This window comes from Pseudomonas sp. SDO5215_S409 (assembly GCF_054071325.1).
In genome coordinates, this window is sequence record NZ_JBSVWN010000020.1 from 30,873 (window position 1) to 55,040 (window position 24,168).

A 24,168-nucleotide genomic window follows, 5' to 3' on the forward strand; every position below is an offset into this window, starting at 1 on the left:
CCGACGTTGATTTGTCGCTCCTCAACCCAACGTCTGACTTCGGCCGCTGCCCTTGCAGCGGCTTTTTTTATGCTTCCAATAACGCATCGCGCCGGGGCATCGCACCTTGATTAAATAGCCTTATGCAACGATCAAAGGCTGTAGCGCTGCAGGTTGGCCATCATTTGTTTCAAGGCTTCAAGGTTGTCCGCGGGGTGAACCGCGCCGTCAAAGTCGCAAATCTGCTGCCAGTGCGCGGCCACGTCCTCGGGCGAGAACCCCGCGCGCGGGTCAAACCCCACCCCCAGGCTGCGCTCCCAGCGGGTCTTGCCGATCCAGCCGCCGCCCACTTCAAACAACCCGGACGTTTCCTGGCACGCCTCGCTGCCCAGGTACACCACCAGCGGGCTGACCAGTTCCGGCTTGAGTTGCTCGAACACCTGCGGCGCAATCAAGCCTTCTGTCATGCGCGTGCCCCCCGTGGGCGCGATGGTATTGACCAAAATATTGCTCTTGCGCCCCTCCAGCGCCAGGGTGCGGGTCAAACCGTACAGGCCCAGCTTGGCCATGCCGTAGTTGGACTGGCCAAAATTGCCGTAGATACCCGAGGTGGAGGCGGTAAAGATCACCCGGCCATACGCCTGCTCCCGCAGATGAGGCCAGGCCGCGCGCGTGATTTTATAAGCCCCTTCGACGTGCACGCGGTACACCAGGTCCCAGTCACTGTCGTCCATTTTGTGGAAGGTTTTGTCGCGCAGGATCCCCGCGTTGTTCACCACCACGTCCACCCGGCCAAACGCCTCGAGTGCGTTTTGCACAATTTTTTCGCCCTCGGTCACCGAGTCATGATTGGCCTCGGCAATGCCGCCCGCCTCACGAATCTCGGCCACCACGCGGTTCGCCGCCGACGCGTTGGCGCCTTCACCCTGGGCCGAGCCGCCCAGGTCGTTCACCAATACTTTGGCGCCATGCCGGGCGAACAGCAGCGCGTGCGCCCGGCCCAGGCCACCGCCGGCCCCGGTGACGATCACGACTTTGTCTTGGCACTGCACAGGCTCACTCATTTGAAACTCCAGGGGCAAAAGGGGCGATGCGTGGAGTGTCAGACACGGGGCAGGCGGTCACAATCAACACGGCGAGGTCTGAATGGTGCGCAATAAGGCGCGGGGATAATCAGGAACAGGCGACGTGCGTCACCACAGGTGCAATACCGTCGCGGAACGCAAAGTAGTGCTTGAGCACCTGCACCGGCGCTTCGATCTGCGGGTAGTGGCCGATGTTGCTCAGCAAGACCGTGTCGGCGTGGGGCACCAGCTCGCGGTAACGCGCCACCATGTGGGCACCGGAAATCGGGTCCACCGCGCCGTCGATCACCCGCAACGGCACCCCGCCGCGCTGCAGGGCGGCCACCCAGCGCTCACGCTGATGCCGCCGCTGGGGGATGTAGGCGATCAGTTTGTGCAGGATACGCGGGCCGTCCTGGCTCTCGATCAGGCTCCAGAAGTCGTCCAGGGCGCTTTCACTGGGCCGGGTCTGGGGGCCAAAAATCTGCTGGAAACTGTTGGCCAGCGCGTTGCGCCCGAACGTGCGGCCAATCATCCAGCCCAGCGGGCTGAGCAACAGTTTTTGCACCAGCGCCGGGCGATGGGTTTCAGGAAACAGGCCGCCATTGAGAAACACCGCACTGCCCATCTGGAATCGGCCCTCGTGATGCCGGGCGAGCAGTTCCTGGGCAACGCTGTCGCCGTAATCATGAGCCAGCACATGCACCGGCTGTTCCACCCACAGGTGCTCCAGCAAGGCTTGTTGCAGGTCTGCCTGTTCCAGCAGGCAGTAACGGTGGGCCAGCGGCTTGGCCGAGTCGCCAAAGCCGAGCATGTCGCAAGCGATCACCTGGTAACGCTGGGCCAGGGGTTGCCAGAGGTAGTGCCAGTCCCAACTGGCCGTAGGAAAACCGTGAATCAACAGCAGGGGCTCGCCCTGCCCGGCCACCCAATAGCGAATGGTCTGGCCACGAAAGACGAAGCTGCGGGCGCGTTTGCGCCACACGCGCAACGGGATCTCGGCAATCGGCATCAGTGCTCGTTCCCTTTGGGGGGCATCGCTTGAAGGGTGGCCTGGCTCATGGCAACGACCTCCTGGGGCTTTTTACTGATTATTCGGGGCTAGGGGGAGCCAGTCTAATCAGACCACGAGGATGCCGTAGTTGCCTTGGCAGCCAGCTTGATGACCGAGCGGGTCAGTCCTGAGCATAGTTACAATTGGCACAAAAGGTGTCAGATAAGCGACGCCAATAAAGGCGCGGCAAACAGGTTGAGCAAGCCTGTGAGCACCATCACCAGGCCGGCCACTGAGCCTTCCTCGCCGCCCACCTCGCGAGCCCGGCTGACGCCCGCCCCGTGGGCCCCCACGCCAAACAGCGCGCCGCGCGCCAGCGGTGTGCGCAAGGGCAGCCACTTGAGCAGGATGCCGCCCAGCATTGCGCCGAACACGCCGGTGAACATCACAAAGACGGCGGTCAGTTCGGGCACGCCGCCCAAGTCGGACGACACCGGCATAGCGAACGGTGTGGTGATGGAGCGTGGCACCAGCGACAGCGTCACCGACGTGTCCAGCGCCAGCGCCCGGGCCAGGCCAAACGAGGTGCCGATGGACGCCAGGCTGCCCGCCACCATACCCAGCAACAAGGCCGACCAATGGCGCATGAGCAAGGCCCGCTGCTGCCAGATAGGAATCGCGAACGCCACCGTCACCGGGCCCAGCACCAGCATCAGCCAGTGGGTGTCGGTGGCGTATTCGGCGTAGCCCGTCTTCAGGGGCACGGCCACCGCCAGCAACAGCGCCGGGGCCAGGATCAGCGGTGAAAACACATAGCGCCCGGTGCGCCGGTAGAGTAGGCGGCTCACACCGTAGGCGCCCAGGGTCAATGCCAGCCAGAACAGCGGCATCAGCTCAAGCTTCATGACGCAGCTTCCAGCGGCACACCGCTTCCACGGTGAAGGCGGTCACCAGCATCACCGTCAGGGTGCTTAAACAGATCACCAGCATGATTCGCCAGCCTTCATGCCGCACCAGGCCGCCGTAGTCCAGAAGGCTCATCAAGGCGGGAATAAAGAACAACAGCATCTCCGCCATCAACACCCCGGCACCCAATTGCAGGGCGGCGGGTTTGACCAGGCCGGTGGCAAAGGTAAACAACAACAGCCCCAGCCCCACCACGCCACCGGGGATCGGCCACGGCAGCCAAACGGCTAATTGGCAGCCGAGAAAATAAATAGCCAACAACACGCTCAGTTCAACAACGAACCGACCGACGCGTTTGAAGTTGAAACGTTTCATGAGCTTTGGGTCCTCGCAGGGCATTCAGTTTAAAGAGCGCTCCCGCATCCCCACAGCGAATTGTTAGACTCCCCCTCATTCCAAACTGGAATCGGGCCCATGGAATTCAAACAGCTGCGCAGCTTTGTCGAAGTGATCCACCGGGGCGGTTTTACCCAAGCCGCCAAAACCTTGCACATCAGCCAGTCCGCCGTGAGCAAACAGGTGGCGCAGCTGGAGCAAAGCCTGGCCACACCGTTGCTGGACCGGCTGGGCTCTCAGGTTCGCCTGACCGCGGCGGGCCAGGTGGTCTTGCAACGCGCCGAGGCCATGCTGCGCATGCAAAGCGAGCTGCACAGCGAACTCGATGACCTGGAACAACTCACCCGGGGCGAACTGCGCATGGGCCTGCCGCAATTGGGCGGCGAAGCGCTGTTTGCCGGGCTGTTCGCGGAATACCGCCGCCGCTACCCCAACATCACCATCCAGTTGCTGGAAGGTGGCAGCCGTAGCATCGAACACGCCATCCTCACCGGCGAACTGGAAGTGGGCGGCTGCCTGATGCCCAGCAACCCGGCGTTCGCCTGGCAGCCGTTCTGCGACGAGCCGCTGGACGCCTTGCTGCCCATGGACCACCCGCTGGCCGACAACGCGCAGATCCGCCTGGAGGAATTGGCAGACACCCCGTTCTTGATGTACCAGCGCAGCTTTGTGCTCAACGACCTTCTGTTAAAGGCGTGCCAGCAACTGGGGTTTACGCCCAAGGAAAGCGGGCGCAGTGGCCAGGCGGATTTTCTGGCGGCCCTGGTGGCGGCCGGGCAAGGCGTGGTGTTGCTGCCCAGCATCGTGGCGCGGGGCCTTGTGCGCCCCGGCGTGGTCCGCCTGACGCTCAAGGCCCCGGAGTACCTGCGCTGGGACATCGCGTTTATCTGGCGTGAGGGCGCTTACCTGTCCAAGGCCGCCCAGGCCTGGCTGGCGTTGCTGCGCGAGTACCCGGTCAAGCGCGCAGTGCGCTGATCAATTCGGCCAGCCAGGGCTCGGCGTCGGCTTCGGGGGTGACGCTTTCACTGGCGTCCAGGCGAAGCATCGGCAGCACTTCGCGCACGCCCAGCTCGCCAAACAGTTCGCGCATTTGCTCACCGCCGCCACAGAACGTGTCGCCATAGCTGGCATCCCCCAGGCCGATCACTGCACCGGGCAGGCCCCGCAAGGCGGCGGGCAACTGGTCGCGAAGGGTCGAATACAGCGGTTGGAGATTGTCCGGCAACTCCCCCATGCCGGTGGTCGAGGTCACGGCCAGCAACACTTGAGGGCCGAAGGCCTGGATGTCCGCCAAGGTGGCCCGGGTGTTGTACGAGGTTTCAAACCCTGCGGCGTTGAGGATTTTGGCGGCATGCCGGGCGACTTCTTCCGCCGTGCCGTACACCGAGCCCGAAAGGATGGCGACTTTCATCAATCTGATCCTGTAGTTGACTGAAAGCCTGGGATATTAACAGCTGGCGAGAATATTTCCGCGCTCGCCCTGCAACCCGTCCTACCTGTTTTAAACTGAAACTTTCAGAAACACGCAGGAACTCCGCCCAATGATCAACGCCAAACTGCTGCAAATGGTGGTGAACGCTTCCAATGACGGCATCGTGGTTGCAGAACGCGAAGGCAAGGACAAACCGCTGATTTACGTGAACCCGGCCTTTGAGCGCCTGACCGGCTACACCCTCGACGAAATCCTCTACCAGGATTGCCGCTTCTTGCAGGCGGGCGACCGCGACCAGCCGGGGCTGATGGCCATCCGCGAAGCCCTGGACAGCGGCGGCGCCTGCCGCGAAGTGCTGCGCAATTACCGCAAGGACGGCACGCACTTCTGGAATGAGCTCTCGCTGTCATCGGTCTACAACCCCGCCGACAAGCAGACTTATTTTGTGGGCGTGCAAAAGGACGTCACGGTTCAAATCAAGGCACAACAACGGGTTACGCAACTGGAAGCGCAGGTGGCCGAATTAAAGGCCGAACTCGCCGCCGTCAAGGCGACGAGCGGATCTAACAAAGCTTAGAAAACGCGGTCTTTAGAGGAGATAATGGCACTTTAACACCCCTTTTGTTGAGCACCCTCAATGCACCGCGACACGCTGTTGACGCAAGACGAGCTGGATTTTATTCAGACCATGCACCACAACCCGCAGTTGAATGTGCGGGATGTGACGTCGAGCTTGACCGTCAATGGCGGGGCGCAGATCCGCGACTTGCTCACCCGCCTCGCCGCCCACGACCACGTGACCCTGCAAGCGCAGTTCGACAACCAGCAGATGACGTTCCCGCTGCAACTGGTGGAAGACGAATTCCACGCCGTGCACCTGCGCCTGGGCGTGCCGAGCATTTTTGAAGACGGCCCCATGATTCGCCCGTGGCGCCTGGCGCTCGAAGAGCCGGTGGCCCTGGAAAACATCAAGGGGCAACCCGGCGCCTTGTGGGTGCACGAAGTGTCGTTCAAGGGGTTGCTGGTGGACGTTCGCGGCCGGATCAAGCCGCCCAAGACGTTCTCCCTGTGGTTCAGCCCGTCGGGCTACGAACGCATTGCCGTGCGCGGTACGCTGGAGCGTGAAACCGCCCGCGGGTTATTCGCGTATCGCCTGAGCCAGAGCGATGTGGATGAAACCGAGCGTCTGCGCCAGTTCATCTTGCAGCAGCATCGCCTGTTTCACCCCGAAGTCCACGCCTGAGCTCAGGTATCCAGGTTCCCGCCAAGAAACTGCTGGAGCCGTTGCTGCATCAAGCCCCCGTCGTTTCCCAGGCACCCGATGGCCGAGCCCTCGAGTTGTTCCTGGGCCAGCTCACAGGCTTCGCCCGCCAGCAACAATGGGCAATCGAGCGTGAGCGCCAGGCGATTCAACCGCCGGGATAAATCCTGCCCCTGGCAATGATTGGAAAACACCACCAGTGCCTGCGGCTGGATTTTTTCGCAGACCAGCGTCAACTCATCGAGGGGCTGCCCCATGCCGAGCACCTGCACCGCCAGTGCATCGCCGCCCATCAACAGGCCCGCCACCAGCAGTTCCAGCTTGCGACACTCCCCGGGGATCGCCGCCAGCACCACACGCGGCGCGGCAGGCGTGCGGGCCGTGCGCAGCTGTTGCAGGGCTTGGGCCCGCAGGAACTCGTCAAAGAACAGCCATTCACTGGCCTGGCCAAAATGGCCCTGGTGGCGAGACAACTCGGACCACAGCGGCACGAGGATGTCTTGAAACACCACACCTGCGGGATACGCGTCCACGATCTGGCCGTAGAGATGGCCCAGTTGGCGCTCATCAAAGGCGTTGATGGCCTGCAGCAACCGGGCCTGCCACTGCGGCCAGGGGACGTTGCCTGAGGGGTCCTGAACCCTGCGCACGCCCTCGGCCTGACCGGCGTCGCGGGCGAGGATCTTGCCCACTTTACTCACCGACACGCCGCGTTCGATCCACTCGAGGATCCGATGCACAGTGTCGATATTGGCGCACGAGTACAAACGATGCCCACTGTCGGTGCGCACGGGCTGGATCAACCCGTAGCGGCGCTCCCAGGCCCGCAATGTCACCGGGTTGACACCTGTCAATCTTGCCACTTCACGAATGGGAAACAGCTCATCGCCATCAGCCGGGCCGACAGGCGTTTGCGCGTGAAAAGGAAGCGTTATCACTGGCATCGTGGCGCAAACACTCGCTAAAATTTGGATCCCATTTAACGCGTTTCGATCTGTCCTTTTCAAGCGCCCGCTGATAGGGTCAACGCCGTTGGCCTGTTTTGCCCCTCCGGGCACAACCCTTGCTTGTCTACGCTGCCGCCCTACCCGCGGCAACGTTTGTGCGCCACCTACCCGGCTCGGCGTACCGATTCATTATGGAGATACACAATGTCTACCTCCCCCGTTACCCTGATGGTTGCGCGCCGCGTGGCCCACGGGCGTTATGAAGAACTGATGGCCTGGCTGCGCGAAGGCGAGCAACTGGCCACGGACTTTCCCGGTTACCTGGGCTCCGGCGTACTGGCGCCGCCCCCTCTGGATGATGAATTTCAGATTATTTTCCGCTTCGCCGACGAGCAGACGCTGCAGGCCTGGGAATTTTCCAACTCGCGCAGCGCCTGGCTGAGCCGGGGCAGCGAGCTGTTTGCCCACCCTTGCGAACGTCGCGTGCGCGGCATCGACGGCTGGTTCGGCGCCGCACATGCCCGCCCGCCACGCTGGAAACAGAGCGTGGCCATCTGGCTGGCGTTTTTTCCGGTGTCGCTGCTGTTCAACTTCATATTGGGGCCGTTGCTGGGCGAGTTAAGCCTGCTCAGCCGCGTGTTTTGCAGCACCCTGGTGCTGACACCGTTGATGGTGTTTTTCTTCATTCCGCTGTCCACACACCTGCTGGCCAACTGGCTGAATCCGCCACCGGCGCGGCTGAAGTCTGACGAAGCGACCGCCTAAGTACAGGGGTGGCCACTCGCTGGTATAGTCTCCATCTGCCAGCGACTCGAGCCGCTCATGAAGCCTACCCCCGCTCCGATCCTGATCACCGGTGCCGGCCAGCGTGTCGGCCTGCACTGCGCGCAGCGTTTGCTGGACGAGGGGCAACCGGTGATCTTCAGCTACCGCAGCGAACGCCAAGGCGTGCAGGCCCTGCGCGAGCGGGGCGCGATCGGGTTGTTTGCCGACTTTTCCTCTGAGGCAGGCATCCTCGCGTTCATCACCGACTTGAAAACCCACACCCACCACCTGCGAGCGATCATCCACAACGCCTCGACCTGGCAAGCCGACACGCCGGGCAATGAAAGCAACGCGTTTATTGACCTGTTCAGCGTGCACATGCTCGCGCCCTACCTGATCAACCTGCACTGTGCCGAGCTGCTACACCGCACGTCCCCCGCCGATATCATCCACATCAGCGATGACGTCACGCGCCAGGGCAGCCAGCACCACATGGCCTACTGCGCCACCAAGGCCGGGCTCGACAGCCTGACCCTGTCGTTCGCCGCCCGGTACGCACCGGCCATCAAGGTCAACGGCATTGCCCCGGCCATGGTGATGTTCAACGAGGGCGACGATGCCGCGTACCGCGCCCGGGTGCTGGCCAAATCGGCCCTGGGCCTGGAACCCGGGCCCGAGGTGATCTACCAGAGCGTACGTTACTTGCTCGACAACCCGTATGTGACCGGAACCACGCTGACCGTTAATGGCGGCCGGCATATCCGGTAGGCCGTTTGTGCGGGCGCTGTCTATATTTCAGTGCAGGGGGCTTACAGCGTCACCGCACGTCCCTGCAATCAATGGGAGGGAGCCAATAGATGCCACAACTTCAACCAGGCATGGCACGCATCCGGGTCAAGGATCTTTGCCTGCGCACGTTTATCGGGATCAACGAAGACGAGATCCTCAACAAACAGGATGTGCGGATCAACCTGACGGTGCTGTATGCCGCCCGTGAAGCCGTGCGCGATAATGACATCGACCACGCGCTGAACTACCGCACCCTCACCAAGGCAATCATTGCCCACGTGGAGGGCAACCGTTTTGCCCTGCTGGAGCGCCTGACCCAGGAACTGCTGGACCTGGTGATGACCCACCCGTCGGTGCTGCATGCCGAAGTCGAAGTAGACAAACCTCACGCGCTGCGCTTTGCCGAATCGGTCTCGATTACACTGGCGGCAAGCCGCTAGCGGTCAACCAGCCCCTACTGATTCCAACGTGCAGCGTGAGCCTGTCGCGCAACGCTGCCTCAAGAGCCTTTTTATGACTGATCAACAACGCCTTGAACTTGAAGCCGCTGCCTTTCGTCGCCTGGTGGCCCACCTGGACAGCCGCAAGGATGTCCAGAACATCGACCTGATGAACCTCGCCGGCTTCTGCCGCAACTGCCTGTCCAAGTGGTACAAGGCCGAGGCCGACGAGCGCCAGGTCGACATCAGCCTCGATGACGCCCGCGAAGTGGTCTACGGCATGCCGTACGCCGACTGGAAAGCCCGCTACCAGCAAGAAGCCAGCGCCGAACAACAAGCCGCATTTGCCCAAGGGAAACCCCACGCCTAAGCGCTGATCGAGCGCTTTACAGCCTGCGGCTGCGCTGGCGTTGACATAAGGGCATATGCCCCTATATTCTGGAAGAACCTCCCAAGCAGTGGGCTTTCCATGACTGGCGCACAAGCAACCCCCGGCGTTTGCAACAACACCGCGCTGCGCAAAGCGGCGCGGTATGTAACGCGTTACTACGACACGTGCCTGGCCGAAAGCGGCTTGCGCGGCACCCAATACGCCATCCTCAGCTTATTGGCCTCCCGCGGCAGCGCCACCATTGCGGAGCTGGCCGAAACACTCGTGATGGACCGCGCCACCATGGGGCACAACCTGCGCCCCCTGGAACGGGACGGGCTGCTGGAAATGCGCGTCGGGCAGCGTGACCGCCGAGAACGGGCGGTGATCCTGTCCAAAAAAGGCATTGAGCTGGAGGCAAAGGGCAAAGTGGCCTGGGAACACGCACAACGCCGGTTCGAGTCGGCCTTTGGCAAAGAGGACGCGCTGGCCATGCGCCGAATCATGAGCCGCATCGCCAGCCTGGACCTTTAACCCGCCGCCCGTCGCATCCCCCAGCACAGCGGGGTGCACAGGCGATTTTTTCCACTCCATAGGGGCATATGAGGCTATTTATGTCTATTTACCCAAAAACACTCCTGGCGACACTCACCGCACTGGCCTTGCTTCAACCCCAGGCGTTGCTTGCCCAAACCCAGCCCTCTTCCGACGCACTGGCGGTACGCGAACTCTTTCTAAAACAGGTCGCGGCAGAAAACGCCCATGACATCGCCACCCTGGACACGGTGCTGGCGGACACCCCGGGCAATCGCCCCTCGCCGGTGTCGTTCGTCGCGCGGGCCTATCGGTTTTGGGGCAAGGACGCCGTGAGGAAGCATTTCCAGGAAGCGTTCGCCGGCACCTGGCACCTTGACCCGCAGCTCGATCAGATCCAGGTGATCGCACTCAGTGACGACACCGCCCAACTCTATGCCCCCACCACCGTGACGCTCGGCGGCCCGGGCAAACCCGCGGTGACGGGCAAGTACCTGATCAATCAGTTCGCGGTCCGAACGGACAAGGGCTGGAAATTCACCGCCATCATTCCCGTTCCTGCCGAGTAAAAGGGGTGTTCGCATGACGCGTAAAACCTGTTGCACCTTGATGAGCCTGATGTGCCTGGGCTTTTTGTATGCCACGCCAAGCCCGGCCGCCGATGCGTTCAGTGAACAGGACCGGGCAAACGTGCAGGCCGTTTTCGTCAAGCAGGCGCAAGCGGCGACCGCCCATGACCTGGAGGCCTTCAGCAGCGTTTTCCTGGCGCCACCCGAGGGCTCGCCCGACCCTGTTGTCTTTGTGGCGCGGGCCTATCAGTTCTGGGGCAAGCCTGCGTTGATGGCGCACTTTAAGGAGACGTTCAAAGGCGTCTGGACGTTCGAGCCCGACCTGACTCAGCTGCGCATCGTGCCGCTGACGCCTGACGTGGCCCAACTGTACGCGCCGACCCACATCACCTTGGGACACACCCCGGCCGATGCACGCACCGCCCTTTACCACATCTATGAAGTCGCGGTGCGCACGCCCCAGGGTTGGCGCATCAGCTCGATCATTCCTGTTGCCGCTCAATAACACACACCCGAGTGGGAGAACCCAAGATGAAAGCTGCTGTGTATTACACCAACGGTGGGCCTGACGTCTTCCGTTACGAAACCGTGGAGGATCCCGTCTGCGGCCCCGACGAAGTGGTGATAGACATCAAAGCGATTTCCCTGGAGGGCGGCGACCTGATCAACCGGGAAATACGCCCGCTGGCACGCGTGCCCCATATCGTCGGCTACCAATGCGCCGGCGTGATCAGCGCGGTAGGCGCGCACGTCCACGACCGGCAGGTGGGTGACCGCGTCGTCGCCATTTTGGCCTGGGGCTCACATGCCGAGCGGGTAGCGGCGCCTGCGGTCGACACCTGGCCCGTCCCCGACGCGCTGGCCCTCACCCACGCCGCCGCCGTGCCCGTGGCCTGGGGCACCGCGCACGAGTGCCTGTTTCACACGGGTGGCCTGCAGAGCGGGCAAACCGTATTGGTACACGCAGGCTCCGGGGCCCTTGGGCTGGCCGCGATTCAATTGGCGGCAGCCGCCGGGGCAACGGTGTACGCGACCGCGTCGAGCGATGAGCGCCTGTCGCGCTTGCAGGCCTACGGCATGACGGCGGGCATCAACTATGTCGACAGCGATTTCGTGGCACGCACCCGGGCGCTCACCAACGCGAACGGGGTGGACCTGATCATCGACAGCATCGGCGGCAGCACCCTGGCACGCGGTGTCCAGGCCCTGGCGTATGGCGGTCGGATAGTCACGGTCGGGGTGTCAGGCCGGGAAGCAAACCAGTTGGACCCGGTGACACTGTGGCGCGGCAACCAGAGCCTGCATGGCGTGTTCTTTCCCACGCGCCTCGACACCGAGCATGCCCGGGTGCATGCCATGGTCAACAGCTTGATCGACCGTGTGGCCGCCGGTGAACTGGAGGTGGTGCTCGATCGCGTCTTTGCGCTGAGTGAAGCGCACTTGGCGCATGCGTACGTGCAATCGCGTCAGGCATTCGGGCGGGTGTTGATCGTCCCTTAGCCACTCACGTGCAGGTGCACACGGCTCAAAACGGCGTCAAAAACCTTTACCATGGGCACGCCTGCAGGTTCGTTGTTGAACCTCACTTGTCACCGCCATAAAGGGCCACACCCGATGACCGATCTGAATACCCTGCGCACCCGCCTCACCAGCGGCGAACACGTTTTTGCCGACACCCTGGCGTTTATTGCCGCAGGTTACGACTACCAGCCGCAGGCCTTCACCAACGGCAGCGTGGAAAACGCCGCCGGGCAAAATGAAGGCTCGTGCAAGACCTTGGGCCTGGCGTTGCTGGAAGGCTTGAGCGACCAGGAAACGCTGTTGGCGTTTGGCGAACATTACCGCTCGGTGCTGGCCACGCCAGAAGGCAGTGACCATGGCAACATCCGTGCGTTGATCGCCCATGGGTTGGCAGGGGTGACGTTCACTTCGCAACCACTGACGCGTCGCTGAGCGTTGTAAAAACCAGGCTGTTGGCTGGAACGTGCGCACAAAAAAACCGGCCTTTAAGCCGGTTTTTTTATCGCAACGGGTTTAGAACGAAGCGTCTTTCAAACCGTCCAGGTAACGCTCGGTGTCCAGTGCCGCCATGCAGCCTGCACCGGCCGAGGTGATCGCCTGGCGGTAAACATGGTCGGCCACGTCGCCAGCCGCAAAGATGCCCTCGACGCTGGTGGCCGTCGCGTTGCCTTCACGGCCGCCCTGCACCACCAGGTAGCCGTCTTTCAAGGTCAGCTTGCCTTCGAACAGCGAGGTGTTCGGGGTGTGGCCGATGGCGATGAACACGCCGTCGACTTTCAGCTCGTCAAAGCTGCCGTCGTTGTTTTTCAGGCGAGCACCGGTCACGCCCATGTTGTCGCCCAGGACTTCGTCCAGGGTGGCGTTGAGCTTGAGGATGATCTTGCCTTCGGCCACACGGGCGTGCAGTTTGTCGATCAGGATTTTTTCGGCGCGGAACGTCTCGCGGCGGTGCACCAGGGTCACGGTGCTGGCGATGTTGGCCAGGTACAGGGCTTCTTCGACGGCGGTGTTGCCGCCGCCGACCACGGCCACCGGCTTGTTGCGGTAGAAGAAACCGTCGCAGGTCGCGCAAGCGGAAACGCCCTTGCCCATGAAGGTTTCTTCCGACGGCAAGCCCAGGTAACGGGCGCTGGCGCCGGTGGCGATGATCAGCGCGTCACAGGTGTACACGCCGCTGTCGCCGGTCAGGCTGTAGGGCTTTTTCGAGAAGTCGACGGCATTGATGTGGTCAAACACGATTTCGGTTTCAAAACGTTCGGCGTGTTCTTTCATGCGCTCCATCAGCACCGGGCCGGTCAGGCCGTGGACGTCGCCCGGCCAGTTGTCGACTTCCGTGGTGGTGGTCAACTGACCGCCCGCCTGCATGCCGGTGATCAGCAGTGGCTTGAGGTTGGCCCGGGCAGCGTAGACCGCAGCGCTGTAACCGGCAGGGCCGGAACCGAGAATAATCACGCGCGAATGACGGGTATCAGTCATGACTCACTCCTGTCGACCGCCCGGAAAACAGAGCGGCTGGAATAAAAAAGGACCGCGAAGCACTTGGGGAAGGCTTGAACTCGCAGGCCCTGAAAATAATGGGGTGCAGCGTATCGAGGGACGCAAGATTAAGGAAATACGCAATAACAATCCAGCTCATAGGAGGTCTCTATGCTGCCCTGCTTATTAATCGACAGGTTTGTTACCGTTAATGTCGCGTTATCCGCCGCGCTTTCGTCCCGTCGGCAAAGCCGGTAAGGTCGGCGCGTTCGTCCCACAGCCCGGAGTTATCCATGCCCGCCCCTGTTCTCTCAGGCCCACAGTACCTGCGCGAAGGACTCAAACTGGTCCTGAGCCCCGGTTTGCGTTTGTTTGTGCTGCTGCCCTTGTTGATCAACCTGGTGCTGTTCGTCGGATTGATCTACTTCGCTGGCCACCAGTTCCACCTGTGGGTCGATGCGCTGATGCCCACCCTGCCCAGCTGGCTGGGGTTTCTCAGTTACATCCTGTGGCCGCTGTTCGTGGTGCTGGTGGTGCTGATGGTGTTTTTTACTTTCACGATGCTCGCCAACATCATCGCCGCGCCGTTCAACGGGTTTTTATCGGAAAAGGTCGAAGTGGTGGTACGCGGCACCGATGATTTCCCGGCGTTCAGCTGGGGTGAACTGGTGGCCATGGTGCCCCGCACCCTGGCCCGGGAAATGCGCAAGCTGGGCTACTTTCTGCCACGGGCCATCGGCCTGTTCATCCTGTCGTTCATTCCCGTGGTCAACCTGGTGGCGGCGCCGCTGTGGCTGCTGTTCGGGGTGTGGATGATGGCCATTCAGTACATCGACTACCCCGCCGACAACCACAAGCTGGGCTGGAACGAAATGCTCGCCTGGCTGCGGCAAAAGCGCTGGCAGAGCATGAGCTTTGGCGCGATTGTTTACCTGGTGTTGCTGGTGCCGGTGGTCAACCTGTTGATGATGCCCGCCGCCGTGGCCGGGGCCACGCTGTTCTGGGTGCGCGAGCAGGGTAGCGACGCCCTCAAAAACGTCGCCACGTCATAAATCCATCATCCTGGCGACACAATGACGACATGCCCCACAGCCACACTGTAGGGCATGACGACCGCCTCGCTTCACATCACCCTCATCACCGAAACCTTCCCGCCAGAGATCAACGGGGTGGCCAATACCCTTGGCCGCCTGTGTGACGGGTTGCGCGCACGCGGGCACCAGGTGGAATTGGTTCGGCCGCGCCAGGGTGCCGACCAGACCCGGCCCAGCGATGACGGGTTGCTGCTGTGCCGGGGCTGGCCGCTGCCGGGCTACCCGGGTTTGCAATGGGGCCAGTCGTCGATGCACAAATTGCTGCGCCGCTGGAAACGTCACCGTCCCGACGTGCTGTACATCGCCACCGAAGGGCCGCTGGGGCTGTCGGCCTTGCGGGCGGCGCGGCGCCTGGGCATTCGGGTGGTCAGCGGTTTTCACACCAACTTCCAGCAGTACTCCAACCAGTACGGCCTGAGCCTGTTGAGCCGGTTGCTCACTCACTACCTACGCTGGTTTCACAACCGCTCAAGCCTGACCCTGGTGCCCAGCGCCAGTCAGCATATGGAGTTGGAGCGTCGGCATTTCGAGCGCCTGGGGCTGTTGGCACGCGGTGTCGACAGCCAACTGTTTCACCCCGCCAAGCGGGACGCGCGCCTGCGCGAACGCTGGGGGTTGGCCGACGATCAAACGGCGGTGCTGCACGTGGGCCGTCTGGCTCAAGAGAAAAACCTCGGGCTGATCAAACGTTGCTTTGACGTGCTGCAAGACACTTACCCGCTGCGCCCGATGAAACTGATCATCGTCGGCGACGGGCCGCAGCGCTCGATACTGGAGCACCAACTGCCAGACGCGATTTTCTGCGGCACCCTGCGCGGTGAAGACCTGGCCCGGCATTACGCCTCGGGCGATCTGTTCCTGTTTCCCAGCCTCACCGAAACCTTCGGCAACGTCGTGCTTGAAGCCATGGCTTCAGGCTTGGGCGTGGTGGCTTACGACCAGGCGGCCGCGACCCAGCACATTCGCCACGGCTACAACGGCGTGCTGGCGATGCCGGGCGACGAAGAAGCATTTTGCGATGCGGCCAACTGGCTGCTCGAAGACAGCGAAAGCCTGCGCAGGGTGCGCCTCAATGCCCGGCAGCACGCCAGCCGCCAAGGGTGGCCGGCGATTATCGAGGCGTTTGAACATCAACTGCGCGTGGTGTGCGAGAGCGAGCTACCAACGCCCGCCCTGCTGGCGTTTACACCAGAGTCGTCAATGCCTCACGACTGAACGGCAGGATGTCGCCTTCACGCCCGTCACGCACCTTCACCGCCCAATCCGGGTCCACCAGCAGCGCACGGCCTACCGCCACCAGGTCGAACTCTTCGTTGTTCAGGCGCTCCAGCAGGTTTTCCAGGCTCGCTGGCTGAGCGACCTTGTCGGTCTTGACCATGAACTGCAGGAACTCATCGTCCAGGCCCACGCTGCCCACGGTGATGGTCGGCTTGCCGGTCAGCTTGCGTGTCCAGCCAGCCAGGTTCAGGTCGGAACCTTCGAACTCCGGCTCCCAGAAACGACGGGTGGAGCAGTGGAAAATATCCACGCCCGCGTCGCAAAGCGGTTGCAGGAATTCACCCAAGGCTTGCGGGGTGTGCACCAGGCGCGCGGTGTAGTCCTGCTGCTTCCACTGGGAGAACCGCAAGATGATCGGAAAGTCCGGGCCGACCGCCGCACGCACGGCCTGGATCAGCTCGATGGCGAAGCGCGAGCGCTGGGCCAGGTCGCCGCCGTATTCGTCGGTGCGCGGGTTGCTGCCTTCCCAGAAGAACTGGTCCACCAGGTAACCGTGGGCGCCGTGGATCTCCACGCCGTCCATGCCGATGCGCTGGGCATCCTTGGCGGCTTGGGCGAACGCGGCGATGACCGCCTGGATGTCTTCGGTGGTCATGCCATGCACCACGACCTCACCGTCCTTGAGTTTCTCGACCGGGCCATAGGCCGGCACGCTGGCATCTGGCTCGGTGCCCGGGCGCCGCACGTTACCCACATGCCACAGCTGCGGGACGATCTTGCCGCCCTCGGCGTGCACCGCCTTTACCACTTTTTTCCAGCCGGCCAACGCCGCCTTGCCGTAAAAGTGCGGCACATTCGGATAACCGTTGGAAGCCGGGTGCCCGACCACCGTGCCTTCGGTGATGATCAAACCCACACCGGCCGCGGCGCGGCGGCGGTAGTACTCAATGACGCTTGAATTGGGAACGCCACCCGGGGAAAACGAACGGGTCATGGGGGCCATGACCACACGGGTGGGCAATTGCAAGGTGCCGAGCTGAAACGGCTTGAACAACGCTTGGACGGGCATAAGGGCACTCCACGACAGGCAGGATTTATGACGTGGATAATATTAAACGTGCCCGTTACGCGATAGCACTATTGATCTGGGTGATTAAGCGGTAAAAGGGCAACGATCTCCACGGGGGCGAGCAGGCCCGCCCCCGTGGAGCCCGGTATCAGCCCAGGGCTTTTTCGATGGCCGAAACAATCGAAGGGTCTTCCGGCGGGGTACGCGGCGAGAAGCGGGCCAGGACGCGGCCGTCTTTGCCCAGCAGGAACTTCTCGAAATTCCAGGTGATGTCCCCGGGAAACTCGGCACCCTCGCCCGCCAAGAGGCGGTAGAGCTGATGACGATCGGGCCCGTTGACTTCAAGCTTGCTGCCCAGCGGGAAGGTCACGCCGTAGTTGAGGCTGCAGAACTCGCGAATCTCCTCTTGCGTGCCGGGTTCCTGCCCCGCGAACTGATTGCACGGCAACCCGAGTACGGTGAACCCCTGGTTCTTGTACTGCTGGTAGAGGTTTTCGAGTGCTGCGTATTGCGGGGTCAAGCCACATTTGGAGGCCACGTTGACCACCAACACCACGTGGCCCTTGAAGGGCGCCAGCGGCAGTTCCTGACCATCCAGGGCTTTAAGTTTCAGGTCGTGGAAAGCGCTCATCACAAACTCCAGATATCCCATGTTTTTGCAAAACGGCCGTCCGAGAGTAGCGCCGCGAGGCCTGCAATCATAGATGCCGGTTAAAAAAGTCGCGTGCGCTTATTGCGCCGTCGGCCACGGCAGAATCGGAATGGCCGTTACCGCGTTCTGCGGGCTGCCTTCGATCAGGCGATCGCTGTACACCAGGTACACCAGGGTGTTGCGCTTCTTGTCGAGAAAGCGCACCACCTGCATGGTCTTGAACACCAGCGAGGTGCGCTCCTTGAACACCTCGTCGCCATCCTTGAGCTCGCCCTTGAAGCGGATCGGCCCCACCTGGCGGCAGGCAATCGAGGCTTCGGCGCGGTCTTCGGCCAGGCCCAACCCGCCTTTGACACCGCCAGTCTTGGCGCGGGACAGGTAGCAGGTCACGCCGTCCACCTTGGGGTCGTCAAATGCCTCGACCACGATGCGGTCATTGGGCCCGACAAACTTGAACACCGTCGACACCTGGCCAATCTCTTCGGCCGACGCCAACAGCGGCAGGGTCAGCAGCAGGCCGAGCAATCCTTTCATGATGCGCATCGTGTACTCCCTTCGTTTAAACCAGGATCAAGTTATCGCGGTGAACCAGCTCAGGTTCGGCCATGTAGCCCAACAGTCCCACAATCGCATCCGACGATTGCCCGATGATTTTCTGCGCTTCCAGCGCGCTGTAGTTGGCCAGGCCGCGGGCGATTTCCCGACCGTCCGGCGCCACGCACACCACCATCTCGCCGCGACGGAAGCCGCCCTGCACCTGCTTTACGCCCACCGGCAGCAAACTCTTGTTGCCCTGGGACAACGCCGACACCGCACCGTCATCCAGCACCAGCGTGCCACGGGTCTGCAAATGCCCCGCCAGCCACTGCTTGCGCGCCGCCAGCATGCCGCGCTCCGGCGACAGCAACGTGCCCAGGCGCTCGCCGGCCTTGAGGCGGTCCAGCACACGCTCAAGGCGCCCGCCGACAATAATGGTGTGCGCCCCCGAGCGGGCCGCCAGCCGGGCCGCACGCAGTTTGGTCTGCATGCCGCCACGCCCCAGCGCACCGCCGACGCTGCCGGCCACCGCATCCAGCGCCGGGTCATCGGCACGGGCTTCGTAAATCAGTTGCGCATCGGGGTTATTGCGCGGGTCAGCGTCGAACATGCCGTCGCGATCGGTGAGGATCACCAGCAAGTCGGCTTCCACCAGGTTGGCCACCAGCGCGGCCAGGGTGTCGTTGTCGCCAAACCGGATTTCGTCGGTCACCACAGTGTCATTCTCGTTGATCACCGGGATCACCTTGAGTTCCACCAGCGCGCGCAACGTGCTGCGGGCATTGAGGTAGCGCTTGCGGTCGGACAGGTCGTCGTGAGTCAGCAGGATCTGCGCGGTGTGGCGGCCATGCTGGGCAAAGCTCGACTCCCAGGCCTGCACCAGCCCCATCTGGCCGATCGCAGCGGCCGCCTGCAGCTCGTGCATCGCGCTGGGTCGCGCGGTCCAGCCCAGGCGGCTCATCCCGGCGGCAACCGCCCCGGACGATACCAGCACCAACTCCACACCGGCCTCGTGCAAGGCCACCATCTGCTCGACCCACACGCCCATGGCGGCACGGTCCAGCCCCTTGCCGTCGCCCGTCAGCAGCGCACTGCCGATCTTTACGACCCAGCGCTGCGCACCCGTCACTTTGCTCCGCATCATCTTCAACCTTAGAGTGAGGGCCGCGCGACCCAGCGCCGCCCATAACGTTATTCGTGACTACCGATTTCCAGATACCAAAACGCCGCTCGAGTGAGCGGCGCTTAAGTCTACTGCAACGAATCAGTCGCGCACGTAAATGATTTCCGGGCCATCTTCATCATCCACGTCTTCTTCGTCCCAATCGTCGTCGCCGATGTCATGCACCGACTTCACGCCGCTGCGACGCAGGGCACGCTGGTCATCCAGCGCTTGCAACTGGGCACGGGCTTCGTCTTCGATACGCTGGTCGAGGTCGGCAAGCTCGGCCTTGAACACCGGGTCGGCCGCCAGGCGGTCGGCGCGGTCTTCGAGGTAGCGCATGATGTCGCGGGTCAGGCGTTCGGTGCCGTCTTTGGCGATGGCCGAGATCACGTAGACCGGGCCGGTCCACTCCAGGCGCTCCACCACTTCCTTGACACGGGCCTCGTGCTCTTCTTCCAGGATCTGGTCGCACTTGTTCAGCACCAGCCAGCGGTCACGCTCGGCCAACGACGGGCTGAACTTGGCCAGCTCGTTGACGATCACTTCAGCCGCGTCCGGTGCACTGCTGTCGTCCAGCGGCGCCATATCCACCAGGTGCAGCAGCAAACGGGTACGGGCCAAGTGCTTGAGGAAGCGAATCCCCAGGCCTGCGCCGTCCGAAGCCCCTTCGATCAGGCCGGGAATGTCGGCGATCACAAAGCTTTTCCAGCGGTCCACGCTGACCACGCCCAGGTTAGGCACCAGGGTGGTGAACGGGTAGTCGGCCACTTTCGGCTTGGCGGCCGATACCGAACGGATAAACGTACTTTTGCCCGCGTTCGGCAAGCCCAGCAGGCCCACGTCGGCCAGTACTTTCATTTCCAGCTTCAGGTCACGCTGCTCGCCCGGCTTGCCCGGCGTGGTCTGGCGTGGCGCACGGTTGGTGCTGGACTTGAAACGGGTGTTGCCCAGGCCGTGCCAGCCGCCCTGTACCACCATCAGCTTCTGACCAGCCTTGGTCAGGTCGCCGATGACTTCCTGGGTGGCGGAGTCGATCACTGTGGTGCCGACCGGCACGCGCAGGATCAGGTCTTCGCCCTTCTTGCCGGTGCAGTCGGTGCTGCCACCGTTGGAGCCGCGCTCGGCGTCGAAGTGACGGGTGTAGCGGTAGTCCACCAGGGTGTTGAGGTTTTCGTCGGCCATCATGTAGATGGAACCGCCGTCACCGCCGTCACCGCCGTTGGGGCCACCGTTTTCGATGAACTTTTCGCGACGGAAACTCATGCAACCGTTACCGCCGTCGCCAGCTTTTACTCGGATGGAAACTTCATCAACGAACTTCATAACAAAACGCCTCTCGCCGCACGGACGAGCTTAAGAAACCAAGACATAAGACTCTTGCAAAAATGAGCGCAGCGACCTCAATCAACGACCGCACGTACAGCGCTTGAGCTCATTACAGACAGCTTTGCAAGAGACTCACTCCATAAACGAAAAAGCCCCGTCGCAAGACAGGGCTTTTCCAGCGATCTCGCAATTAAGCTGCGACAACGCTCACGTAACGGCGGTTGAACGCGCCTTTTACTTCAAACTTGATCACGCCTTCGATTTTCGCGAAGAGGGTGTGATCTTTACCCATGCCAACGCCGTAGCCAGCGTGGAATTGGGTACCGCGCTGACGCACGATGATGTTGCCCGCGATGATTTTCTGGCCGCCGTACATCTTCACGCCAAGGCGTTTGGCTTCTGAGTCGCGACCGTTACGGGTACTACCACCAGCTTTTTTGTGTGCCATGAGTCAATTCTCCTAGTGAGGAATTAGGCTGAAATTAAGCCTGAATACCGGTGATTTTGATCTCGGTGTACCACTGGCGGTGGCCCATACGCTTCATGTGGTGCTTACGACGACGGAACTTGATGATGCGGACTTTATCGTGACGACCTTGGGAGATCACTTCAGCCACAACAGTGGCGCCAGCAACAACTGGAGCGCCGATGTTCACGTCATCGCCATTGGCGACCAACAGAACGCGATCAAAGGTAACGGATTCGCCGGTAGCGACTTCCAGTTTTTCGATCTTCAGGTATTCACCCGGGGCGACCTTGTATTGCTTGCCACCAGTAACGATTACTGCGTACGACATGGTATTTCTCCGATAATCCTGCTCACCCAGCGCTTTATAAGAAAAGGTATTGGCTGGCATGGCTGCATGGGATGGACGTCCCGAATGCAATTGCGTAAGGCAGGTGCTGCCCAGGAAGTTCAGGGTGCGCGATTGTACGCAAGCCTTGGATGCGTTGCAAGGGGCCGTCTATCGCGCCTTGACACCCGGGGGTGAGGGTCCTAGCATGCCGCGCAACCCTTCTGGAGCGACTGTCGCTGATGCAACCCCAAGCCTTCTACCGCGCGGTCGCGGACGATTTTAGCGCCGTTGACGGCATCATCAAGAAGCAGCTGACTTCCAAAGTGCCGCTGGTCTCCAAAATTGGCGACTACATCACCTCGGCAGGCGGTAAGCGACTGCGTCCTTTATTAGTGCTGCTGTGCGGCAAGGCCCTGGGCCAGGAAGGCGACAACCTGCGCCTGCTGGCCGCCACCATCGAGTTCCTGCACACCGCCACCCTGCTGCATGACGACGTGGTCGACATGTCCGGCATGCGCCGTGGCCGCGAAACCGCCAACGCCATGTGGGGCAACGCGCCAAGCGTGCTGGTGGGCGACTTCCTGTACTCGCGCTCGTTCGAAATGATGGTCGAACTGGGCTCGATGCCGGTGATGAAGATTCTTTCACAAGCCACCCGCATCATTGCCGAAGGCGAAGTGTTGCAGCTGTCAAAGGTGCGCGACGCCAGCACCACCGAAGAAACCTATATGGAAGTGATTCGCGGCAAGACCGCGATGCTCTTCGAGGCCTCGACCCACAGCGCCGCCGCCCTGTGTGGCGCCACCGACGAGCAGGCCCAGGCGCTGCGCACCTTTGGCGACCACCTGGGCGTGGCCTTCCAACTGGTGGACGACCTGCTCGACTACCGCGGCGACGCCCAGACCCTGGGCAAGAACGTGGGTGACGACCTGGCCGAAGGCAAGCCGACCCTGCCGCTGATCTACACCATGCGCGAAGGCACGCCGGAACAGGCCGCCCTGGTGCGCAAGGCCATCCAGAAAGGCGGCATCGAAGACCTGGAAAGCATCCGCGAAGCCGTGGAAGCCTCGGGCTCGCTCAACTACACCGCCCAACTGGCCCGCGATTACGTGGCCCGCGCCATCCAGTGCCTGGAAGCCCTGCCCGCCAGCGAATACCGCGACGCGCTGGTTGAACTGAGCGAATTTGCGGTCGCCCGCACCCACTGATGACCGCCTGCCGGGCCAGCACGCTGGCCCGCATCCCCCTCTCCCGCCTAAAACCCTATACAATGTGCGCCCTTTAGCCATCCTGACCCACTAGGAGCCTTAGTGAGCACGCTGCCACCCTGCCCCCAATGCAACTCTGAATACACCTACGAAGACGGCGCCCAGCTGGTCTGCCCGGAATGCGCCCACGAGTGGTCCGCCACCGGCGAAGCCCAGGCCACGGGCGATGAAACCGTGAAGAAAGACGCCGTGGGCAACGTGCTGCAAGACGGCGACACCATCACCGTGATCAAAGACCTCAAGGTCAAGGGCACCTCGCTGGTGGTCAAGGTCGGCACCAAGGTCAAGAACATCCGCCTGTGCGATGGCGACCACGACATCGACTGCAAGATCGACGGCATCGGCCCGATGAAACTCAAGTCCGAGTTCGTGCGCAAGGTCTGACCCGCCCGCCGCCATCTCGTGCCCGACACGGGATGGCACCCGCCCCTCCCCGCAGAAAAATCACAAATCCGCCAATAGGCACTTGCTATTCAGCGAATAAGAATTATTCTCATTGAAACCCATCAAGGAGATGCGACCCATGACTTATTTGATTGATGCCTGGCTGGACCGCCCGCACCCTTACCTGCGCATCCTGCATCGCGAAACCGGCGAGGTGTGTGCGGTACTGGAAGAAGAAGCGCTGCATGAACTGCAAGACCAGGGCGACCTGGACGTCAATGGCTTGAGTTCCAGCGAGCCTGGGGTGCTGAAGGAAGTGGTGCGAAACCTGTTTCTGTTTTGCTATGCACGAGCGTTGCGCCCGGTGCCGGACCTGCAGGGCAAGTTCCACCCATGAACCACCGCCTGAACCCTGGGCACACAGGCTTTATGCAGTCGCCGGGCTCGCCCGCGACGCAAACACCCCGGCCAACCCTGCTACCGAGGTGATGCTGCCCCACATAAAGCCTGTGCTTGTGCCACCGGGTCTTACAGAACGTCGAGCAGCTCGACGTCAAACACCAGCACGCTGTGCGGCGGGATGCTGCCAACGCCTTGAGCGCCGTAAGCCAGCTCGCTCGGCACGTACAGGCGCCATTTGCTGCCGGCATTCATCAGTTGCAGCGCTTCGGTCCAACCGGCGATCACGCCGCCCACCGGGAATTCGGCTGGCTGGCCACGCTCGTAGGAGCTGTCGAACACCGTGCCGTCGATCAGAGTGCCGTGGTAGTGGGTACGCACCTGGTCTTCACGGGTCGGCTTGGCGCCTTCGCCCTGGGTCAGCACTTCAAATTGCAGGCCCGATGCCAGGGTGGTGATGCCATCGCGCTTGGCGTTTTCAGCCAGGAAGGCCAGGCCTGCGCCTGCGGCCGCTTCGGCCTTGGCTGCGGCTTCTGCTTGCATCACTTCGCGGATCACCTTGAAGCTCGCCGCCATTTGCTCTTGGTCAACACGGCTTGGCTTGTTGCCGAACGCGTCGGTCAGGCCCGCCAGGATCGCGTCCAGGCTTACGCCCGGTGGCGGGTTGTCGCGCAGTTGGTCGCCCAATTGACGGCCAATACCGTAGCTGACGCGGGTTTCGTCGGTGGACAAATTGACTTCGGACATGCAAAAAAGCTCCGCTGTAGGGCTGCGCTGAAAAACCGACACGGGTGCCGTCCGTTCGCCAGCCGCCTG

At 62.1% G+C, this 24,168-nt stretch carries 32 protein-coding genes; 17 read left to right on the forward strand and 15 right to left on the reverse strand.

Translation table 11 applies throughout. The features are described from left to right. Nucleotides 1–131: 131 nt before the first annotated feature. The 4 genes from ACW9H9_RS12690 to ACW9H9_RS12705 form a co-directional block, all read right to left on the reverse strand. Nucleotides 132–1,043: an SDR family oxidoreductase gene (locus ACW9H9_RS12690; protein WP_457343544.1), complete on the reverse strand. Its 912-nt coding sequence runs from the start codon at nt 1,041–1,043 to the stop codon at nt 132–134. A gap of 109 nt (nt 1,044–1,152) precedes the next feature. Continuing rightward, nucleotides 1,153–2,055, reverse strand: a complete 903-nt coding sequence (locus tag ACW9H9_RS12695; RefSeq protein ID WP_457343545.1) for an alpha/beta fold hydrolase — start codon at nt 2,053–2,055, stop codon at nt 1,153–1,155. Between the two features lie 200 nt (nt 2,056–2,255). Next, nucleotides 2,256–2,942, reverse strand: coding sequence for an LrgB family protein (locus ACW9H9_RS12700; RefSeq protein WP_457343546.1), 687 nt, complete (start codon nt 2,940–2,942; stop codon nt 2,256–2,258). Then, on the reverse strand, nt 2,932–3,318 hold the full coding sequence (locus ACW9H9_RS12705) for a CidA/LrgA family protein (RefSeq protein WP_457343547.1): 387 nt from the start codon (nt 3,316–3,318) through the stop codon (nt 2,932–2,934). The genes ACW9H9_RS12700 and ACW9H9_RS12705 overlap by 11 nt, the downstream gene beginning before the upstream one ends. Nucleotides 3,319–3,417: 99 nt before the next feature. Between ACW9H9_RS12705 and ACW9H9_RS12710 the strand changes: the two genes are divergently transcribed. After that, complete coding sequence (locus tag ACW9H9_RS12710) at nt 3,418–4,314, forward strand: LysR family transcriptional regulator (protein WP_457343548.1); 897 nt, start codon at nt 3,418–3,420, stop codon at nt 4,312–4,314. Here ACW9H9_RS12710 and ACW9H9_RS12715 read toward each other — a convergent pair. Next, the gene (locus ACW9H9_RS12715; RefSeq protein ID WP_457343549.1) at nt 4,295–4,750 is read right to left on the reverse strand and encodes a flavodoxin; all 456 of its coding nucleotides are present in this window, start codon (nt 4,748–4,750) and stop codon (nt 4,295–4,297) included. The genes ACW9H9_RS12710 and ACW9H9_RS12715 overlap by 20 nt on opposite strands. A gap of 130 nt (nt 4,751–4,880) precedes the next feature. On the opposite strand from ACW9H9_RS12715, the gene ACW9H9_RS12720 reads away from it, so the two are divergent. Beyond that, entirely contained in the window at nt 4,881–5,348 is a 468-nt protein-coding gene (locus ACW9H9_RS12720) for a PAS domain S-box protein (protein ID WP_457343550.1), read from the forward strand. Between the two features lie 60 nt (nt 5,349–5,408). Next, nucleotides 5,409–6,014 carry a hypothetical protein gene (locus ACW9H9_RS12725; RefSeq protein WP_457343551.1) on the forward strand — a complete coding sequence of 202 codons (606 nt, stop codon included), beginning with the start codon at nt 5,409–5,411 and terminating at the stop codon, nt 6,012–6,014. A gap of 2 nt (nt 6,015–6,016) precedes the next feature. On the opposite strand, the gene ACW9H9_RS12730 is transcribed toward ACW9H9_RS12725, so the two are convergent. Further along, nucleotides 6,017–6,976: a MerR family transcriptional regulator gene (locus ACW9H9_RS12730; protein WP_457343552.1), complete on the reverse strand. Its 960-nt coding sequence runs from the start codon at nt 6,974–6,976 to the stop codon at nt 6,017–6,019. A gap of 207 nt (nt 6,977–7,183) precedes the next feature. On the opposite strand from ACW9H9_RS12730, the gene ACW9H9_RS12735 reads away from it, so the two are divergent. From ACW9H9_RS12735 to ACW9H9_RS12775, 9 genes are all read left to right on the forward strand, one after another. Beyond that, nucleotides 7,184–7,744 carry an antibiotic biosynthesis monooxygenase gene (locus tag ACW9H9_RS12735; protein ID WP_457343553.1) on the forward strand — a complete coding sequence of 187 codons (561 nt, stop codon included), beginning with the start codon at nt 7,184–7,186 and terminating at the stop codon, nt 7,742–7,744. Between the two features lie 57 nt (nt 7,745–7,801). Then, complete coding sequence (gene folM, locus ACW9H9_RS12740) at nt 7,802–8,512, forward strand: dihydromonapterin reductase (RefSeq protein ID WP_457343554.1); 711 nt, start codon at nt 7,802–7,804, stop codon at nt 8,510–8,512. An 89-nt stretch (nt 8,513–8,601) separates the two neighbouring features. Beyond that, entirely contained in the window at nt 8,602–8,973 is a 372-nt protein-coding gene (folX, locus tag ACW9H9_RS12745; RefSeq protein WP_457343555.1) for a dihydroneopterin triphosphate 2'-epimerase, read from the forward strand. Nucleotides 8,974–9,046: 73 nt separating this feature from the next. Continuing rightward, nucleotides 9,047–9,343, forward strand: coding sequence for a DUF1244 domain-containing protein (locus ACW9H9_RS12750; RefSeq protein WP_457343556.1), 297 nt, complete (start codon nt 9,047–9,049; stop codon nt 9,341–9,343). 99 nt (nt 9,344–9,442) lie between these two features. Further along, entirely contained in the window at nt 9,443–9,877 is a 435-nt protein-coding gene (locus ACW9H9_RS12755; RefSeq protein WP_457343557.1) for a MarR family winged helix-turn-helix transcriptional regulator, read from the forward strand. 80 nt (nt 9,878–9,957) lie between these two features. Next, nucleotides 9,958–10,446, forward strand: coding sequence for a YybH family protein (locus ACW9H9_RS12760; RefSeq protein WP_457343558.1), 489 nt, complete (start codon nt 9,958–9,960; stop codon nt 10,444–10,446). A 13-nt stretch (nt 10,447–10,459) separates the two neighbouring features. Next, nucleotides 10,460–10,951 carry a YybH family protein gene (locus tag ACW9H9_RS12765; RefSeq protein WP_457343559.1) on the forward strand — a complete coding sequence of 164 codons (492 nt, stop codon included), beginning with the start codon at nt 10,460–10,462 and terminating at the stop codon, nt 10,949–10,951. A gap of 26 nt (nt 10,952–10,977) precedes the next feature. Next, nucleotides 10,978–11,946, forward strand: coding sequence for a quinone oxidoreductase family protein (locus ACW9H9_RS12770; protein ID WP_457343560.1), 969 nt, complete (start codon nt 10,978–10,980; stop codon nt 11,944–11,946). A gap of 114 nt (nt 11,947–12,060) precedes the next feature. Beyond that, entirely contained in the window at nt 12,061–12,399 is a 339-nt protein-coding gene (locus ACW9H9_RS12775; RefSeq protein ID WP_457343561.1) for a HopJ type III effector protein, read from the forward strand. Nucleotides 12,400–12,480: 81 nt separating this feature from the next. On the opposite strand, the gene trxB is transcribed toward ACW9H9_RS12775, so the two are convergent. Beyond that, on the reverse strand, nt 12,481–13,443 hold the full coding sequence (trxB, locus tag ACW9H9_RS12780; protein ID WP_457343562.1) for a thioredoxin-disulfide reductase: 963 nt from the start codon (nt 13,441–13,443) through the stop codon (nt 12,481–12,483). A 293-nt stretch (nt 13,444–13,736) separates the two neighbouring features. Between trxB and cysZ the strand changes: the two genes are divergently transcribed. Then, the gene (cysZ, locus tag ACW9H9_RS12785; protein WP_457343563.1) at nt 13,737–14,495 is read left to right on the forward strand and encodes a sulfate transporter CysZ; all 759 of its coding nucleotides are present in this window, start codon (nt 13,737–13,739) and stop codon (nt 14,493–14,495) included. A gap of 54 nt (nt 14,496–14,549) precedes the next feature. Continuing rightward, nucleotides 14,550–15,752, forward strand: a complete 1,203-nt coding sequence (locus ACW9H9_RS12790; protein WP_457343564.1) for a glycosyltransferase family 4 protein — start codon at nt 14,550–14,552, stop codon at nt 15,750–15,752. Here the strand turns inward: ACW9H9_RS12790 and ACW9H9_RS12795 are convergent. The 7 genes from ACW9H9_RS12795 to rplU all read right to left on the reverse strand — a co-directional run bounded on the left by ACW9H9_RS12795 (nt 15,721) and on the right by rplU (nt 21,301). Then, nucleotides 15,721–16,824 (reverse strand): NADH:flavin oxidoreductase, encoded by a 1,104-nt coding sequence (locus tag ACW9H9_RS12795; protein WP_457343565.1) that lies wholly within the window; start codon nt 16,822–16,824, stop codon nt 15,721–15,723. The genes ACW9H9_RS12790 and ACW9H9_RS12795 overlap by 32 nt on opposite strands. Before the next feature lie 148 nt (nt 16,825–16,972). Beyond that, nucleotides 16,973–17,455, reverse strand: coding sequence for a glutathione peroxidase (locus tag ACW9H9_RS12800; RefSeq protein WP_457343566.1), 483 nt, complete (start codon nt 17,453–17,455; stop codon nt 16,973–16,975). Between the two features lie 99 nt (nt 17,456–17,554). After that, entirely contained in the window at nt 17,555–18,019 is a 465-nt protein-coding gene (locus ACW9H9_RS12805) for a CreA family protein (RefSeq protein ID WP_457343567.1), read from the reverse strand. Nucleotides 18,020–18,035: 16 nt separating this feature from the next. Further along, a complete protein-coding gene (proB, locus tag ACW9H9_RS12810; protein WP_457343568.1) occupies nt 18,036–19,154 on the reverse strand; it encodes a glutamate 5-kinase in 1,119 nt (372 codons plus the stop codon). Between the two features lie 123 nt (nt 19,155–19,277). Beyond that, the gene (gene cgtA / locus ACW9H9_RS12815; protein WP_457343569.1) at nt 19,278–20,501 is read right to left on the reverse strand and encodes an Obg family GTPase CgtA; all 1,224 of its coding nucleotides are present in this window, start codon (nt 20,499–20,501) and stop codon (nt 19,278–19,280) included. A gap of 193 nt (nt 20,502–20,694) precedes the next feature. Further along, the gene (gene rpmA / locus ACW9H9_RS12820; RefSeq protein ID WP_457343570.1) at nt 20,695–20,952 is read right to left on the reverse strand and encodes a 50S ribosomal protein L27; all 258 of its coding nucleotides are present in this window, start codon (nt 20,950–20,952) and stop codon (nt 20,695–20,697) included. Nucleotides 20,953–20,986: 34 nt separating this feature from the next. Further along, nucleotides 20,987–21,301: a 50S ribosomal protein L21 gene (gene rplU, locus ACW9H9_RS12825; RefSeq protein ID WP_007950961.1), complete on the reverse strand. Its 315-nt coding sequence runs from the start codon at nt 21,299–21,301 to the stop codon at nt 20,987–20,989. A gap of 239 nt (nt 21,302–21,540) precedes the next feature. Between rplU and ACW9H9_RS12830 the strand changes: the two genes are divergently transcribed. The 3 genes from ACW9H9_RS12830 (at nt 21,541) to ACW9H9_RS12840 (ending at nt 23,350) form a co-directional block, all read left to right on the forward strand. Then, nucleotides 21,541–22,509, forward strand: a complete 969-nt coding sequence (locus ACW9H9_RS12830; RefSeq protein WP_457343571.1) for a polyprenyl synthetase family protein — start codon at nt 21,541–21,543, stop codon at nt 22,507–22,509. Nucleotides 22,510–22,611: 102 nt separating this feature from the next. Continuing rightward, nucleotides 22,612–22,953 (forward strand): zinc ribbon domain-containing protein YjdM, encoded by a 342-nt coding sequence (locus ACW9H9_RS12835; RefSeq protein ID WP_457343572.1) that lies wholly within the window; start codon nt 22,612–22,614, stop codon nt 22,951–22,953. Nucleotides 22,954–23,092: 139 nt separating this feature from the next. Beyond that, nucleotides 23,093–23,350 carry a PA4570 family protein gene (locus ACW9H9_RS12840; RefSeq protein WP_457343573.1) on the forward strand — a complete coding sequence of 86 codons (258 nt, stop codon included), beginning with the start codon at nt 23,093–23,095 and terminating at the stop codon, nt 23,348–23,350. 131 nt (nt 23,351–23,481) lie between these two features. Here the strand turns inward: ACW9H9_RS12840 and ACW9H9_RS12845 are convergent, their stop codons facing one another. Then, on the reverse strand, nt 23,482–24,099 hold the full coding sequence (locus ACW9H9_RS12845) for an FKBP-type peptidyl-prolyl cis-trans isomerase (RefSeq protein WP_457343574.1): 618 nt from the start codon (nt 24,097–24,099) through the stop codon (nt 23,482–23,484). Nucleotides 24,100–24,168: the final 69 nt, after the last annotated feature.